The organism is Kosakonia beeri (assembly GCF_054165705.1).
The window spans coordinates 3,514,363-3,530,434 of sequence record NZ_CM135106.1 but is presented as its reverse complement, the minus strand read 5'-3'; the positions used below and the strand labels follow the sequence as shown (position 1 = coordinate 3,530,434).

The window sequence follows — 16,072 nt, the reverse complement described above, 5'->3', positions numbered from 1 at the left end:
ACGCTGAGGTGGAAAGGATCCCGTCCGGTGCTGCACTTCGCAGCACCGGGCCTGGCATCACCGCGAGAGTGTTTCGACTTTTTCAAACGCCGCGCGCAACGTGTCGGCAGACAACTCAACCGGGAGATAGTGGATCGACTCGACCGGGCGCAGCGTGTGGGCAATCACCTTGTCCAGTTCGGCGCGGTTTGTGATGTCGACATCCAGCGCTGCCAGCGAGGTCGGCAGATGAAAACGCTGATAGGCGTTAATCAATTGCTCCAGCACATCCTCCTGGCCGAGCAGCGCGCTCTGCACCAAAATGCCATACGCCACTTTCGTGCCGTGAAGGAATTTATCCGTTTGCGGCAGCACCGTTAGCCCGTTGTGCACCGCGTGTGCGGCAGCGACGCGGGTATAACGCTCGCCCAGCCCGCCGACCATCCCACCGCCGGCAATAATCGCATCCACCACATCGCGAAACGCCTGTGTCACTTCCCCACGTTGTTGATCGGCCAACGCCTCTTCACTGCGCTCAAGCAACACATCACGGATCGCCAGCGCGCCGTTAATGCCCAGACGCACCGTTAACGGCAGATTTTCCGGTTGTGGCGCCAGTACCACCGCTTCGTACCATTTCGCCAGCGTATCGCCGATGCCTGCCAGCAGGTATTCCGCCGGGGCATTAAGGATAATGCGCGGCTCCACCAGTACCAGGAAGTTGGCGTCGTCGAAAATCTCAAATTGCAGCGCCTGACCGGCATCGTTGTACCACACCGACAACGGTGTCCACGCGGCACAGGTCGCAGCGATAGTCGGAATAGCGACCACCGGTAAAGCGAGACGGCGTGCGACGGCTTTGACGGTATCCAGCAATGCGCCGCCGCCAACACCGATCACCACCGCACGGTCACCGCCGGCCTGCTGCACCAGTTCGCTCACATCGCGCTCGCTGCAGTGGCCTTTAAACAGAATGTGTTTTGCCCCCGGTGCGTTAAACCCTTCCGGCAGGAACGCGTTTGCGCCCGCAAACGCGCGCTCACCGTAGATCCAGACCGCGCGGGAGAGCTGCTCTGCGGTGTAGAAGTCGTGCAATCGCGCAAGGCTGCCCGCGTGAGAGTAGTAGTTAGCCGGACCGGCGACGACGCGAATATCTGTGTTGCTCATGAGTGGTGTCCTTGTGCAGAATGCTAACCCGATGTTATGTCTGGACATCCGGATGGCTAATAATATTTCGCTTTATCTTATGCCTTTTCTGTCGTTGCCAGTCAAGCGAGGCTGTGAAAAATTCGTTAAATCAACCTATTAATGGCAGGAATTTCCGCAGCATGAGCAACCACCATCTCGAAATGCGTACCATAAGCCTGGCCTTTGGCGGCTTTAAGGCGTTGTCGCAGGTCGATTTCACGTTGCGTGGCGGTTCTGTGCATGCCTTAACCGGCGCCAATGGTGCGGGGAAATCGACGTTAATGGCGGTGTTGTGCGGCACGCACGATCACTACGAAGGCGAAATCAGCATTAATAACCAGGTCGTGTCGATCCGCTCCCCGCGTGATGCCAAACAGCTCGGTATCCATTTGGTGCAGCAGGAAGTGGATGTAGCACTGATACCCGGCCTCAGCATTGCTGAAAATATCATGCTCGATAAGCTGGCAGACGAGGGGCATCGCTACCGTTGGGGCGCCATCCGCCAGCAGGCGCAGCAGGCACTCGCGCAACTGGATGTGGTCATGGATGTGAAACGCATCATTGATACCTGCACCCTGGCAGAGAAACAACACATTTTGCTGGCCCGCGCGCTCTCCCATCATTGCCGCTTCTTGATCCTCGATGAGCCTACCGCAGCGCTCGATCAACATGAAAGTGAGCGCTTATTCACCGTCGTCCGACGCCTGCAGCAACAAGGCATTGGCGTGGTATTTATCTCGCATCGCATTCACGAACTGAAAGCGATTTGCGACACCTTAACCGTACTGCGCGACGGCAAACGGATTGAGTCCGGTCCGATGGACGGGCTGAGCGGCGAACAGATTGTTGAAAAGATGCTCGGGCATGAACTGAGCGATATTTATCCCCCGGCACGCCCGCCACACAGCGATGAGGTGCTGCTCAGCATTGACGGTTTGCACGATGATGGCGTGCTGAAAGATATTTCGCTGCGGCTGCGTAAAGGCGAAATCCTTGGCATTGCCGGGTTAGCCGGTGCCGGAAAAACGGAACTCTGTAAAGCGTTGTTTGGTGCCAGCAAAAGCCGGATAACCCGTGGTGAATTGAACAACCAGCCGTGGCGGCCCCGCGATCCGGCGGATTCAGTGACGCGTGGGCTGGCGCTGGTACCGGAAGAGCGGCGCAAAGAGGGCGTTTTTATCGACGAGCCCATCAGCATGAATTTATCCATCAGCGCAGATAACAGCTTTTCGCGCTGGAGCCTGTTTAGTCACCGCCAGGCCTGGCGCTGGGCGCAGGAAGTGATTGCCCGCGTCGGTGTACGCACCAGTGGGCCGGGGCAAGCGCTGCGCCGCCTCTCGGGCGGGAATCAACAAAAAGTGGCGATTGGTAAATGGCTACGTGGTAACGCCAACGTGCTGATTTTTGACGAGCCGACAAAAGGGGTGGACGTCAAAGCAAAAACCGATCTGTTCCAGCTTATTGATGGCCTGGCGCGGGAAGGCAAGGGTGTGATTTACGCCTCGGGCGAATTTGCCGAACTGGTGGGTTTGTGCGATCGGATTTGTGTGCTGTGGGACGGGCGCATTGTGGCAGAAGTGCCGGGCCTGGATGCCCGCGAAGAGACACTACTTTATTATTCCACCGGAGGAACGGCGCCGTGAGTAAGGCCCTGTCAGTCAATGCGGCGGCCTCGCCGCGCCAGCAGTTTTTTGATTTTTTGTATAAATGGGGCATGTTGCTGACCGTGGTCGCGCTGGTCGCGATTTTCGGTTTATCGTCCGACAACTTCCTCGATCCGTTCAACATCATCAATATTCTGCGCTCGATTGCCATCGTGACGGTGATTGCGATTGGCGTTTCTATTTCGCTGACCATTGGCGGTTTTGATCTCTCTGTCGGTTCAACCGCGTCGCTGGCTAATGCGCTGGTGATTTCGCTGTTTGTCTGGCACGGCTTTGGCACGACCGAAGCCATCATCGTTACCCTGCTGCTTTGTACGCTGGTCGGGCTGTTTAATGCCTTCCTGATCGTTGTGCTGCGCATTCCCGACATGTTGGCAACGCTGGGCAGCCTGTTTGTGATCCAGGGCGTGGCGATGACCTACAGCTATGGCGGCTCCATTACTGAAAATATGGTGTTACCGAGCGGGGAGATGGCGGAAGGAACAATCCCGGCCGTGTTCAGCCTGCTGGGTCAGGTACCCATTATTGTGATCATCATGCTGGTGGTGACCATTGTTGCGCAATTGGGGCTGTCGCTGACCACGCACGGCCGGCGGATGTACGCCATTGGCGGCAACCCGGAAGCGGCGCGGCTGTCTGGCATTCGCACCACGCGCTACAAAGTGGCCGCTTATGTCATCTCGTCACTGCTGGCAGGCGCAGGTGGCATTTTACTGGCGTCGCGCATTGGATCGTCGCAGGTCAACGCCGGGAGCGGTTACCTGATGGATGCCGTGGCAGCAGCGTGGATCGGCTTTTCACTGGCAGGCTCCGGCAAACCTAACGCGCTGGGTACGCTGGTGGGGGCGGTGATCCTCGGCGTGCTGCAAAACGGGCTGGTGATGCTGTCGGTGCCGTATTACGCGATGGACATTATTAAGGGGCTGGTGCTGGCCGGTGCTCTTGCGTTGACTTACTTCCAGCGTCGTTAATTATTCAGGGGAAACAGACATGAAAAAAATTGCACTCTCGCTGTTGGCGCTGGGGTTACTGAGCGCGCTACCGGGCCACGCGGCTACGCCTGCACCGGTGCCGGACGCTATTGCTAATCATAACGGGCCGGTACGTATTGCGCTTATCCGCAACCTCGGTTCCGATGATAACACCACCCAATTTGTCTCTGGCGCGTTGCAGGAAGGGAAGAAGCTGGGCTTTAAAATCAGCACATTCCTCAGCAACGGCGATGACGCGAAATTCCAGGACTTCGTTAACCAGGCGATTAGCCAGAAATATGACGGCATTATTCTCTCGCAGGGGCGCGATCCGTACTCGACCGATCTGATTAAAAAAGCCGTTGCCGCCGGGATTAAAGTGTCGGTGTTTGATACTGCCGTGAACGGTGAAATCCCGGGCGTGACCGTCACCCAGCAGGATGACGCTTCGCTGACCAAACTCTCTTTTGGCGAACTGGTGAAAGACTTCAACGGCAAAGCCAACATTATCAAACTGTGGGTGGCTGGCTTCCCGCCAATGGAGCGCCGCCAGGCCGCGTATGCAGAATTGCTGAAAGCTAACCCAGGTATTAAAGAGCTGGAATCCATTGGTGCCGTCTCTTCCGATGTGCAGGGCGATACGGCTAATAAAGTCGGCGCTGTGCTGGCGAAATACCCGAAAGGCAAAATCGATGCTATCTGGGGCACCTGGGATGCGTTCAGCCAGGGGGCGTATAAGGCGCTGAAAGAGAATGGACGCACCGAGATCAAACTCTACAGCATCGATGTCTCTAACCAGGATCTGCAACTGATGCGCGAAGCCAACAGCCCATGGAAAGTGAGCGTGGCGGTGGATCCGAAACTGATTGGTGCAACCAACGTTCGCCTGATCGCCAACAAGATTGCCGGTGAGCAGACGCCAGCGACGTATGACTTTAAAGCGGCGGCGATCCCGCAGGCGCTGCTGTCCAGCCAGCCTGGTGCGGTAAACGTTGCTTCGCTGGGTAAAATCATTCCGGGCTGGGGCCAGACTGAAGACTTTATCGCGCCGTGGTTCGCCACGCTGGAAGCGAAAAACAAATAAGGCACAGGGCGAAACCGCAGGCCACATAGTGGCCTGCGAATCGCTTTGCGTCTGAAGACAGGATGACTCATGACAACTGAACTTCCGCCCCCGGAATACAGCCGCAATATGCGGCTGATCGGTCACAGCGACCAGGGAGGACGCCCGGATGGCGTCCAGTTAATGGTGCATCGCGGCTTCGCGTACATTGGACATATGGTGTCGCAGGGCTTTTCCATTGTTGATGTGCGCGACCCGAAAAACCCTCAAGACGCAGGCTATGTTCCCGCACCGCCAGGCACCTGGAATGTGCACTTGCAGGCGCACGACGATCTGCTGCTGGTGATCAACGCCCGCGATCTGTTCGCCGATGCGCGATTCGCCGACGAAAAAGTCTATTACACCCGCTCGGTGGGTGACACGGTTAGCGATGTGCAGGATAAAGGCTGGAGCGCCGGGTTGCGGGTATTTGATATCTCCACGCCCGATAAGCCACGTGAGATCGGCTTTTTGTCGCTGAGCGGCATTGGCATTCACCGCATCTGGTATGTTGGTGGGCGCTGGGCTTATGTCTCGGCACTGATCGACGGCTTCACGGACTATATTTTTCTGACTATCGATCTGGCCGATCCGCGTAAACCGCAGGTTGCCGGGCGCTGGTGGCTGCCCGGGATGAATCAGGCAGCAGGAGAAACGCCCGCATGGCCGGAAGGCAAACGTTATGCGCTGCATCATGCGATTATCGCAGGTGACACGGCTTACGGTAGCTGGCGCGATGGCGGCCTGACGCTGCTGGATGTGAAAGATCGTACCCAGCCGAAGCTCATAAGCCATCGTAACTGGAGCCCACCGTTTGGGGGCGGCACACATACCGCGTTACCCTTACCTGATCGCGATCTGCTGGTGGTGCTGGATGAAGCGGTGCTCGACCATCAGGAAGATGGCGAGAAACTGATTTGGCTGTTTGATATTCGGGAGCCGTCAAACCCGGTCAGCATTTCAACTTTCCCGCAGCCAGACGAGAGAAATTACGTGGCGAAAGGGGCGCATTTTGGCCCGCATAATCTGCATGAGAACCGCCCTGGCAGCTTTATCAGTTCGACGCTGATTTTTGCAACGTATCAGAATGCAGGGGTGCGCGCTTACGATATTTCCAACCCGTACCGCCCGGTCGAAACCGGGGCTCTGGTACCGGCTGCACCGGCAAAAATGATGGATACCCGACCAGGGCGCCCGCAGGTGATCCAGTCATGTGATGTGTTTGTGGATGCACAGGGCATTATTTACAGCACGGATTACAACGGCGGGCTTTCGATCATTGAATACCTGGGATAGGTGTTGTCGGCCGGTTACCTAACGCGCCATCGGGCGTCCCCCTATGGCGCAGAATAAATTCGTACTACGAATACTGGCGTACCCGTGCAATTAACTCATCGACGTTGTTAATACGTCCGGCAATCACGATCAGCGCTTTGCCCAGTGAAATGGCGTGGCGCAGGCAGGCATGGCGCATGTCTTCATCAGCGATGGTGTCGATATCCGCCACATGAGACAGCCCCACCGTGCGGCGAATTAGCTCGGTGCCGCAGAAGCCAATGGCGTCCACCCAGACTTTTTGCAAAAACGCACCGGCGTAACCCGGTTGCGCCAGGGCGGCATCCCGGGTCTTCTCTGCGGCCAGCGCCAGAAAGCGCGTGGAGAATGTGGTCCACAGCGTCTGGATGTCGCTCAAGCGCTGTTCGCGTGCTGCGGCCGCATCGCGAATACCCAGGTGCCCTGGCAGGCCGCAGTAGTTCAGCAGAAGATTGCCAATGGCGGTGCCGATGTCGAAGCCGATCGGGCCGAAATAACCGAACTCCGCATCGATGGCCTTCAGGCTGCCCTCGGCGACAAAGATCGAGCCACTGTGAATATCGCCGTGCAGCAATGCTTCAGCCTGAGAGAAGAAGCGGTGCTTCAGAGACGCGACCGCCAGCTTCAGTTGTGCATCCTCGCGCAGTGCAGCGACATCGGCCTCCAGCGCTGCAGGGTAATTGTTACGCTCGTGGATCTGATAAGGATCGTTAAAGAACAGATCTTCGGTGATCTCACACATCTCCGGATTAATAAACTGCGCGACCCGGGCTTTTTTGCTGTGCGGGTGGAGGTAAAAATCGCTGGTATGAAACAGCGTTTGCGCGAGGTATTCACCGAGTTGCGCTGCAGCCTGCGGATAATAGGTATTGTTGATCAATTCTCCGCGCCAGATTTTATGGTCGGAGAGATCTTCCATCACCATTACCGCCAGCTCGGGGTCGAAGTGGTGAATGTGAACGGTATGCTGCGGGCAATGTTGATAATGCTCGACCAGCGTTTGCGCTTCCAGGCGGGCCCGGTCCAGCGTGAGCGGCCAGGACTCTCCAACGCAGCGCACATAAGGCAGGGCCTGTTTCACAATAATGCGGCTGACGCCCTGACGATCGAAGATTTTAAACACCAGGTTGAGGTTACCGTCGCCCACCTCCTGCGCATCAACCAGTTCGGTCGGATCTGCCAGACCGCCAAATTGTTGGGCGTAAGCCACCGCATCCTGGGCGGTAAAGGTATGGTATTGCGACATTGCCTCGATCCTCTTATTTTGCGAATAAAGCCATTTAGACGTCTATACATCCGGATTTCATCCTGACACAATACGATACAACAACGCAACAGGGATTTAACGATATGCAGTCATTACAGACCACCAGTCTGCGCGTCGCCGAAAATCAATTATTTATTCTCGATCAGCAGGCGTTACCGCAGGAGAAATGCTGGCTGCCGGCCAGTACGGTAGAAGAACTGGTCGGCCACATTCATGCCCTGCGCGTACGCGGCGCACCGCTGATTGGCCTCTCCGCCAGTCTTCTCCTGGCGTTGCTCGCCGAGCAGGGCGCAAACCGGGAGCAACTTGCACAGGCGCTGGAAACGCTGCGCGCCGCCCGCCCGACGGCGGTGAACCTGATGAATAACCTCGACAGAATGCGCCTGGCGCTGGCGCAGGAAGACAGGGTCTCCGCGCTGGCTACCGAGGCGCTGCGGCTTATTGAAGAAGATAAAAAACTCTGTGATGACATTGCCCGTGCCGGTGTGGCGTTGGTGACGCCCGGCAGCCGTTTGCTGACCCATTGCAACACGGGCGGTCTGGCAACGGCGGGCGTGGGAACAGCACTGGGAGTGATTGCGCGCGCGCATCAACAGGGCCGGGTAGCGAATGTCTGGGTCGATGAAACCCGGCCGCTGTTGCAGGGCGGGCGACTGACAGCCTGGGAGTTGGGGGAGCTGGGCGTACCTTACCAGCTGATCACCGATTCGATGGCTGCCAGCCTGATGGCAAAAGGGCAGGTGGATGCGGTGTGGGTCGGGGCGGATCGCATTGCGGCCAACGGGGACGTGGCGAATAAAATCGGCACATATTCCCTGGCGGTACTGGCAAAATTCCACGGCGTACCGTTTTATGTGGCGGCACCGCAAACCACCCTTGATCGGCATTGCCCTCATGGCGACGCCATTCCTATTGAGCAGCGTGCAGCCGCAGAAGTTACTGGCGTTGCAGGCAGTTTTGGCGCAGTTCAGTGGGCACCAGAAACGGCACAGGTCTATAACCCGGCCTTCGACGTCACCCCCGCGGCGCTGATCAGCGGCTGGGTACTCGACAGCGGCGTGGTTACGCCAGCGGATGTGGCGCAGGGAATATTCCAGTAAGTTATGCCCGCGTCGTACCCCGGGGCAGGGCGTGGCTACTGCCCGGGGTTATCTCAGGTGTTTTCTCAGGTTCAGGCCGCCGGGTGCAGTAGCACGACATCGTCGTCTGTTCGTTTTGCCTGGCTCCCCGCAACGCTGCTGCCGTTATTTTCATAGCGCGGCGGGGTGATAACGGGGTAGACATAGCTCCCCACTTCGCTGCACCGCTCCGGGTTTTCTGCCCCGGCATAAAAAAGATAGTACTGGCCCGAATCCGGAAAAAAGGCGAGGTCATCGCCATTGCCAAAGGTGGTACTCCAGAACGGCACGCCCGCTTTGGTATGGTTTTGCTCTTTGCCGGAGGCCACCTGGAAATGGTCGCCCCATTTCATGGTGATCAGGTGATAGTTAAAAAACGATACCGTCAGTGCGCCGCGCGTCGGGCAGATGAGTTTTATGGCATCATCGGCGCGGGCCGTAGAGATTGCGCTGAGCAGCAGTAACAGCAGGGAAAATTTCATCGACAGGCTTCCGGAAAATCAGGCAAAACACGAGAATAATCAATCGCGCCGGTGAACACTCGTAACAAACTATGTCAGAGAAACATAAAGCGAATCAGGATGTTAAGCAGAAGGGCAGACAAGAGTTTTCTGCTTTCTGTATATGTTTTGTTTAGCTTAACATGATAATAATTATCAAAATCATTCATGTCTTTCTGCGCAGGGTTGTTTATGCCAGCAAAATCCATCGTCAGGTTCGTTCTCTCCGCTTTTTTCGCCGTGCCTTTACTCGCTCATGCGACGCAATATCCCATTACCGTGACCGACTTTGCCGGCCGTAACGTCACCGTTGAACACGAACCTCAGCGCATTATTTTGCAGGACGGCCGCGACATCATGGCGATGGCGCTACTGGATCGCGATAACCCATTTAAACGGCTGGTAGCCTGGAACAATCTGGCGAAAAAACAGGATATTGCCACATGGCAGATGCTGAAAACCCGCTGGCCCGAATCGACCACAGTGATGGATATGGGCTTTAGCGATAAAGGCAACGTAGACCTGGAAAGTGTGCTGGCGAAACAACCGGATCTGATGGTTGCGCAGCTGCGCGCCAAACCAGCGCTGATCGAAAGCGGCGTGCTGGGTAAGCTCACCGCGCTGAACATCCCGGTGATATTTATCGATTATGAAGTCGATCCGGCGAAAGACACGGCCGACAGTATCGATTTGCTAGGAAAAGTGGTGAACCGCGAGAGCAATGCGACGGCATACTCCAGCTGGTATCGTCAGCAATTACATCACATTGAGCAGAAAACGGCCGCTATCCGCCCGCAACCGAAAGTGTTTGTTGAAGCGCTGGCCGGAAATGCAGATAGCTGCTGTTTCACTCACGGCCACAGCGGCTGGGGCGGGCTGGTTGAAGCTGTCGGCGCAAAGAATATCGGCTCCGATCTGCTGCCAGGCGCCAGCGGTTTTGTTGCGCTGGAGAAGCTGATTAGCGTCAACCCGGATGTCTATATTATGACCGGCTCGAAGCGCGGCAATAGCCAGGTGCTGCCGCTGGGGCTGGATGTGTCACCGCAAGAGGTGAACGCACAGGCGCAGGTATTGCTGCAACGTACCGGTATCCGTCAGATCCCGGCGGTCGCGGCGAAACATGTTTATGGCGTTTATCACCATTTCTACAACCATCCCTACAATATTGTCGGCATGGAATACCTGGCGAAAGATATTTACCCCCAGGCGTTTGCGGCTCTGAACCCGGATGAGACGTACCATTACATCATCAAAAACTTCACCAAACTGCCGGACAACCACTTTGTGTACAGCTGGCAGCAGGGCGAATAGACGTAATGAGTACTGCAATTGAGTCACATGAGCAGGGAACTGATGCACCGGCAGACAGCCTGATGCACCGTTACCGTGGGATTATCCGCAAACGCATCAGCCTGCTGGTCGTGCTGGTGGTGTTGATTATGGCGTCGATGCTGCTGGATTTTACTCTTGGGCCGTCCGGTCTGCCGCTGGATGTGCTGTGGCAAACGCTGGTCGATCCCACCAGTGTGAATGCCGGCACACAAGTGATTGTCTGGGATATCCGCCTGCCGTATGCGTTAATGGCGATCATTGTTGGCCTGACGCTGGGGCTGGCAGGCGCAGAGATGCAGACCATCCTTAATAACCCGCTGGCCAGTCCGTTTACGCTTGGTGTCTCCTCTGCCGCGGCGTTTGGCGCTGCGCTGGCGATTGTGCTCGGCATTGGTATTCCGGGCATCCCGGCGCAATGGTTTATTTCGGCCAATGCCTTTTTCTTTGCGCTACTGGCGGCGTTGTTGCTGGATGGCATCACCCGCTGGACACAGGTTGCGACCTCCGGCGTAGTGTTGTTTGGTATTGCGCTGGTGTTCACCTTTAACGCTCTGGTGTCGATGCTGCAATTTATCGCCAATGAAGATACGTTGCAGGGACTGGTGTTCTGGACCATGGGCAGCATTGCCCGCGCCTCGTGGGAGAAACTGGGTATTCTGCTGCTGGCGCTGGCGATCATCGTCCCGTTTTCCATGCTCAGTTCATGGAAGCTGACCTCGCTGCGTTTAGGCGAAGATCGCGCTATTAGCTTTGGTATCAATGTCCGCCGTTTGCGGCTGGCGACCCTTTTACGCATCAGCATTTTGTCGGCGTTGTCTGTGGCGTTTGTGGGGCCAATTGGTTTTATCGGCCTGGTGGCACCGCACATTGCGCGCCTGATGTTTGGCGAAGATCACCGCTTTTATCTGCCCGCCAGCGCATTGTTGGGCGCACTGGTGCTGTCGTTGGCCTCTATTGTTTCCAAAAACCTGATCTCCGGCGTCATTATCCCGGTGGGCATTGTCACCTCACTGGTGGGAGTGCCGTTCTTTATCACCATTATTGTGCGCCACCGGGGGAGTGTATGAATCAGCAAAGCGGCCTGACGCTGCGCGGTTTTGCCGCCGGTTACCACAAACGGCACATTATCAAGGATCTCTCCATTCCGCTGTTACCGCGCGGCAAGGTGACTATTCTGCTGGGGCCAAACGGCAGCGGTAAATCCACCCTGCTGCGCGCAATGGCCGGGCTGAATACCGCGCAGGGTGAGCTGCTGCTGGATGGCAGTGATCTGCTGAGTCAGCCGTTTGCGAAGCGGGCAGAGCAGGTGGTTTATCTGCCCCAGTCCTTGCCTGCGGGGGTGCATTTGCATGTGCTCGAGTCGATCATTGTGGCGCAACGCGCTTCCGGTGGGCTGCACAGCGCGGCGAAACAGGCGGAGGTAATGGGGCTGCTGCGTCAGCTTGGCATTGAGCATCTGGCACTGCATTTTCTTGACCAGCTCTCCGGCGGGCAGAAACAGCTGGTTGGGCTGGCGCAGTCGCTGATCCGTCAGCCATCGTTACTGTTGCTGGATGAGCCGTTAAGCGCGCTGGATTTGAACTACCAGTTCCACGTCATGGATTTGGTGAAACGCGAAACGCAACGCCGCAATATCGTCACTGTGGTGGTGGTTCATGATATCAATATCGCGCTGCGCCACGGCGATCATGTCCTGATCCTGAAAAACGGCGCGCTGGTCGCCAATGGTGAGCCGGATGAGGTGATCACACCGCCCACGCTGGCGCAGGTCTATGGTGTGCGCGGGCGCGTTGAGCCGTGCTCGCAGGGGATGAAACAGGTCATTATCGACGGTTTAACCCGGCAGGCGAGCTAGCGCATACGCACCATCCACTGCTGGTGCTCCTCATTAAGCGTCCCGGCCGCCATTTCCAAAAATGCCGTCACCGCCGCCGGGCGATGTTTACTGCCCGGCGCCTGAATTTGCAGCGTGCGCTGGCTCAGCGAAGTATTATTGATGGTTTTCAGCGTCATCCCCTCGCGCCCGGCGCGCCACAACACACTAAAGTGACTGCACACGGTAATGGCGTGCGGCGTATGGCGGGTAAAGTCATACAGCGCGGAGAAGTTATTACTGCTGAAGGCCGGTTCGAGAAACGTGCCCGCCATGCGGCACGAGAGATCGAACAGCTGGCGGAGCGTGGTTCCGGTTTCCGGCAGCACCAGCGGATAGTGGTGTAAATCGCTAATAGCAACGCTCTGCTGTTGCACCAGCGGATGGGCGGAGTCCAGTAACAGCAATACCGGCGCAGGCCATGCGGCAATGATCTCCACTTCCCGTTCCGGCGCGAGGCTAAACTGGAAGGCAACATCGCATTCGCTGCGGCGGATCCACTCCGCCACCTGCATTGCGCTACCCACCTGTAAATCGAAACTCACCCCCGGATGGCGCAGACGAAAGCGTGCCAGCAGGCCAGGCAGCAGATCAAAGGCCATACCGTCGGTGCAGACGATACGCGCCAGCGCTTTACGTACTGCTTTTAACCCTTGAATTTCCGCCAGGGCGTATTCCATATCACGCATGCTTTTGCGCACATGATGAGCAAGAATTTGCCCGGCATCGGTGAGCACCATACCGCGCGCGTGGCGTTCGAACAGCGTCACGCCAAGCCGCGACTCCAGTTTTTGGATCTGTCGACTGATGGCGGAACCCGCCACAAACAGTTGTTCGCTGGCCGTGCTAAGCGAGCCGGATGTCGCCACCGCCAGGAAGTAACGCAGTTCATTGGTCAGCATGGGGGGTTCCTGTGCATTGCCCTGAGATTGTGCAGTTTACCCTTATCAAAAAGGCAACGCCTAGTTGCAATTATTATTATTGTGGCAAGGCTCTGTTCTGGTTTAGAACAAAAAGACAACAACAGACATTTGCGCCACAGGCAGCAAATTGAACAGGGTAAACACCATGACAACACAACAACTTATCGCCCAGGCGCTGGCGTGGTTCGACAGCGGCCATTTCAAAAACATGCTCGCCAGCAGGGTGGCGATTGCCAGCGAAAGTCAGCGCAGCGATCGTGACGATCAACTCCTGCGTTACTACCACGAAGCCTTTATTCCTGCCTTCCGGGAGATGGGTTTTCGTACCGAAATCATCGCCAACCCGGTAAATGCCGCTCGCCCTTTTTTGCTCGCCAGTTACGAGGAAGATCCTGCTTTGCCGACCGTGATGTGTTACGGGCATGGCGATGTGGTGTTTGGCGATGATGCCCGCTGGGGGGAGGGGTTATCGCCATGGACGCTGGTTGAGCGCGACGGCAACTGGTATGGACGCGGCACCGCAGACAATAAAGGTCAGCACTCGGTGAATCTTGCGGCGCTGGCACAGGTTTACCACGCCCGCAACGGACGCTTAGGCTTCAACTGTGTCTGGCTGTGCGAAATGGGCGAAGAGATGAGTTCGCCAGGGCTGGCGGAAGTCTGCCAGCAACTGAAACCCCGGCTGAAAGCCGATCTGTTTATCGCCTCCGATGGCCCGCGTCTGAGCGCGGATCGCCCGACACTGTTTCTCGGCTCGCGTGGTTGTGTGAATTTCCGCCTGACCATTCACGCACGTGATAAAGATTACCACTCCGGCAACTGGGGCGGCCTGCTCAGTAACCCAGGCACGCAGCTGGCAAACGCCATTGCCAGCCTGGTGGATGGCAAAGGCGAAATCCGCATTCCGGCCCTTAAGCCGCCTGCGCTGACACCTGCGCTGAAAACGATTCTGGCGGATATCACCCCGGCGCGCGGTCAACATGACCCCGCTACCGATCCGCAGTGGGGCGAGCCGGGCTTATCTGCCGCCGAAAAGTTGTTTGGCTGGAATACGCTGGAAGTGCTGTCGTTTCTCACGGGTAACCCGGCTCAGCCGATGAATGCCATACCTGGCCAGGCCACTGCCGTGTGCCAGTTGCGTTTTGTGGTCGGCACGGAGTGGTCGCAGTTACAACAGGCGCTGCGTGCCCACCTGGATGCGCACGGTTTCCCGATGGTGACAGTCAGCGAGGTGCGGGGTACGCCGGCAACGCGCTTCGATCCTACCGATCCGCTGGTGCACTGGGCGCTGGACGTGATGGCGCAGTCCAGCGAAAACAAACCGGCGCTATTGCCGAACCTCGGCGGCTCGCTGCCGAATGATGTTTTTGCCGGAATTTTAGGCCTGCCAACGCTGTGGGTGCCGCACTCCTATCCGGCCTGCGGCCAGCATGCGCCGGATGAGCACTTACCGGTGGCGATTGCCCGCGAAGGGCTGGCGATCATGACCCGGCTGTTCTGGGACCTGGGCGAGCAGGGGCAGGATCTGCTGGTTCGCCATCACCAGCATCAGAGCGGAGGTGAACAATGAGTACCCTCACGCGGGACATCGAAGACAGCGGCGTACGCCCGAGCTTATACAAGACGCTGTTTGCCACCTGTATTGGGAATGCGCTGGAGTGGTTTGATATTGCGGTGTATGGCTTTTTCGCCAGCTATATCGCCCAGGCATTTTTCCCGACGGTCAACCCGACGGTGTCGCTCCTGCTGGCTTTTGGCAGCTTTGGCGTGGCGTTTCTCATCCGTCCGCTGGGCGCGGTGGTGCTGGGAGCCTACGCCGACAAACATGGCCGCAAGGCGTCGCTGTTGCTCTCCATTAATTTAATGATGCTGGGCGGGGCGATCATCACCTTTATGCCAGGGTATGCAACGCTGGGCGTAGCCGCACCGTTGCTTATTCTGGGGGCGCGGCTGATTCAGGGCTTCTCTGCGGGCGGCGAATTCGGCAGTTCGACGGCATTTCTGGTGGAGCACTTTCCGGAGCGGAAAGCCTTTATCGCCAGCTGGCAGTTCGCTACTCAGGGAGCCAGCACGCTGATGGCGTCTGCGTTTGGCCTGGGGCTGGCGCAGTGGCTGACGCCGGAGCAGCTCTCCGACTGGGGCTGGCGCATTCCGTTCGCCTTTGGTCTGGTGATTGGCCCGGTAGGAATGTGGATCCGTCGCCATGTGCATGAGCCAGCGGCGTATGCCGAAGCCGAGAAACCGCGCCATCCGGTGAAGTTATTGCTGGGATCGCAAAAGCGGCTGGTGGGGCTGGCAATTGGGCTGATGATTGTCTCAACGGCGATCAACTATATGCTCAACTATGTGCCAACCTGGGCGACGAAAAATCTGGGGCTGCCGCCGTCTTCCGCCTACAGCGCGACGCTGCTCGCCGGCGTGATCCTCACCGTGGTGACGCCAATAGGCGGTTTGCTGGCAGAGCGCGTTGGCCGGGTTCGGTTATTGTGGGTGGCGTTGGTGTTGATGGCCTTTACCTTGTTGCCCGCATTCTGGCTGACCAGCCTGAACGTGACGCCACTGTCGCTGGCTATGCTGGTAGGCTGGATGGCGTTACTGAAATCGATCTACTTTTCCACCATTCCGTCGTTAATGGCAGATATCTTCCCGGTGTCGACCCGCGCCAGCGGTATGTCGATCAGCTATAACGTCGCGGTCACCGTATTTGGCGGTTTTGCGCCGTTTATCTGTACGCTGCTGATCAGCGCGACCGGTAGCCACTTTGCCCCGGGCTTATATCTGATGGTGACTGTGTTCCTCAGCGTTATTGCGCTGTGGCAAACGCAAAAACAGCACCGCTAA

At 57.2% G+C, this 16,072-nt stretch carries 14 protein-coding genes; 10 read left to right on the top strand and 4 right to left on the bottom strand.

All coding sequences use genetic code 11. The annotated features are described in order from the left end of the window. Positions 1-57: 57 nt before the first annotated feature. Positions 58-1,146: an oxidoreductase gene (locus ACUY4S_RS16800; protein ID WP_458022485.1), complete on the bottom strand. Its 1,089-nt coding sequence runs from the start codon at positions 1,144-1,146 to the stop codon at positions 58-60. 161 nt (positions 1,147-1,307) lie between these two features. Between ACUY4S_RS16800 and ACUY4S_RS16795 the strand changes: the two genes are divergently transcribed. From ACUY4S_RS16795 to ACUY4S_RS16780, 4 genes are all read left to right on the top strand, one after another. Continuing rightward, positions 1,308-2,810 (top strand): sugar ABC transporter ATP-binding protein, encoded by a 1,503-nt coding sequence (locus ACUY4S_RS16795; RefSeq protein ID WP_458022486.1) that lies wholly within the window; start codon positions 1,308-1,310, stop codon positions 2,808-2,810. Next, complete coding sequence (locus tag ACUY4S_RS16790) at positions 2,807-3,802, top strand: ABC transporter permease (RefSeq protein WP_312691465.1); 996 nt, start codon at positions 2,807-2,809, stop codon at positions 3,800-3,802. The genes ACUY4S_RS16795 and ACUY4S_RS16790 overlap by 4 nt, the downstream gene beginning before the upstream one ends. Positions 3,803-3,821: 19 nt before the next feature. Continuing rightward, positions 3,822-4,886 (top strand): sugar ABC transporter substrate-binding protein, encoded by a 1,065-nt coding sequence (locus tag ACUY4S_RS16785; protein WP_312691464.1) that lies wholly within the window; start codon positions 3,822-3,824, stop codon positions 4,884-4,886. A 69-nt stretch (positions 4,887-4,955) separates the two neighbouring features. Beyond that, complete coding sequence (locus ACUY4S_RS16780; protein ID WP_458022487.1) at positions 4,956-6,200, top strand: LVIVD repeat-containing protein; 1,245 nt, start codon at positions 4,956-4,958, stop codon at positions 6,198-6,200. A gap of 64 nt (positions 6,201-6,264) precedes the next feature. Here the strand turns inward: ACUY4S_RS16780 and mtnK are convergent, their stop codons facing one another. Continuing rightward, complete coding sequence (mtnK, locus tag ACUY4S_RS16775) at positions 6,265-7,464, bottom strand: S-methyl-5-thioribose kinase (RefSeq protein WP_458022488.1); 1,200 nt, start codon at positions 7,462-7,464, stop codon at positions 6,265-6,267. 104 nt (positions 7,465-7,568) lie between these two features. Here mtnK and mtnA point away from each other — a divergent pair, with 104 nt between their 5' ends. Then, positions 7,569-8,585 carry an S-methyl-5-thioribose-1-phosphate isomerase gene (gene mtnA / locus ACUY4S_RS16770; protein WP_312691461.1) on the top strand — a complete coding sequence of 339 codons (1,017 nt, stop codon included), beginning with the start codon at positions 7,569-7,571 and terminating at the stop codon, positions 8,583-8,585. Between the two features lie 71 nt (positions 8,586-8,656). Here mtnA and ACUY4S_RS16765 read toward each other — a convergent pair whose 3' ends face one another. Further along, positions 8,657-9,085, bottom strand: a complete 429-nt coding sequence (locus tag ACUY4S_RS16765; protein WP_458022489.1) for a hypothetical protein — start codon at positions 9,083-9,085, stop codon at positions 8,657-8,659. A 210-nt stretch (positions 9,086-9,295) separates the two neighbouring features. Here ACUY4S_RS16765 and ACUY4S_RS16760 point away from each other — a divergent pair, with 210 nt between their 5' ends. Genes ACUY4S_RS16760 through ACUY4S_RS16750 form a run of 3 tightly spaced genes read left to right on the top strand, consistent with a single transcriptional unit; the run spans position 9,296 to position 12,290 of the window. Further along, positions 9,296-10,414: an ABC transporter substrate-binding protein gene (locus ACUY4S_RS16760; protein ID WP_312691459.1), complete on the top strand. Its 1,119-nt coding sequence runs from the start codon at positions 9,296-9,298 to the stop codon at positions 10,412-10,414. A 59-nt stretch (positions 10,415-10,473) separates the two neighbouring features. Further along, complete coding sequence (locus tag ACUY4S_RS16755) at positions 10,474-11,502, top strand: FecCD family ABC transporter permease (protein WP_458022505.1); 1,029 nt, start codon at positions 10,474-10,476, stop codon at positions 11,500-11,502. Further along, positions 11,499-12,290, top strand: a complete 792-nt coding sequence (locus tag ACUY4S_RS16750; RefSeq protein ID WP_312691458.1) for an ABC transporter ATP-binding protein — start codon at positions 11,499-11,501, stop codon at positions 12,288-12,290. Before ACUY4S_RS16755 ends, ACUY4S_RS16750 begins: the two co-directional genes overlap by 4 nt. Here ACUY4S_RS16750 and ACUY4S_RS16745 read toward each other — a convergent pair. Further along, on the bottom strand, positions 12,287-13,210 hold the full coding sequence (locus ACUY4S_RS16745; protein ID WP_458022490.1) for a LysR family transcriptional regulator: 924 nt from the start codon (positions 13,208-13,210) through the stop codon (positions 12,287-12,289). The genes ACUY4S_RS16750 and ACUY4S_RS16745 overlap by 4 nt on opposite strands. A gap of 166 nt (positions 13,211-13,376) precedes the next feature. Here ACUY4S_RS16745 and ACUY4S_RS16740 point away from each other — a divergent pair, with 166 nt between their 5' ends. Both ACUY4S_RS16740 and ACUY4S_RS16735 read left to right on the top strand, forming a co-directional pair. Then, positions 13,377-14,801 (top strand): M20 family metallopeptidase, encoded by a 1,425-nt coding sequence (locus tag ACUY4S_RS16740; protein WP_458022491.1) that lies wholly within the window; start codon positions 13,377-13,379, stop codon positions 14,799-14,801. Beyond that, positions 14,798-16,072 (top strand): MFS transporter, encoded by a 1,275-nt coding sequence (locus ACUY4S_RS16735; protein ID WP_458022492.1) that lies wholly within the window; start codon positions 14,798-14,800, stop codon positions 16,070-16,072. The genes ACUY4S_RS16740 and ACUY4S_RS16735 overlap by 4 nt, the downstream gene beginning before the upstream one ends.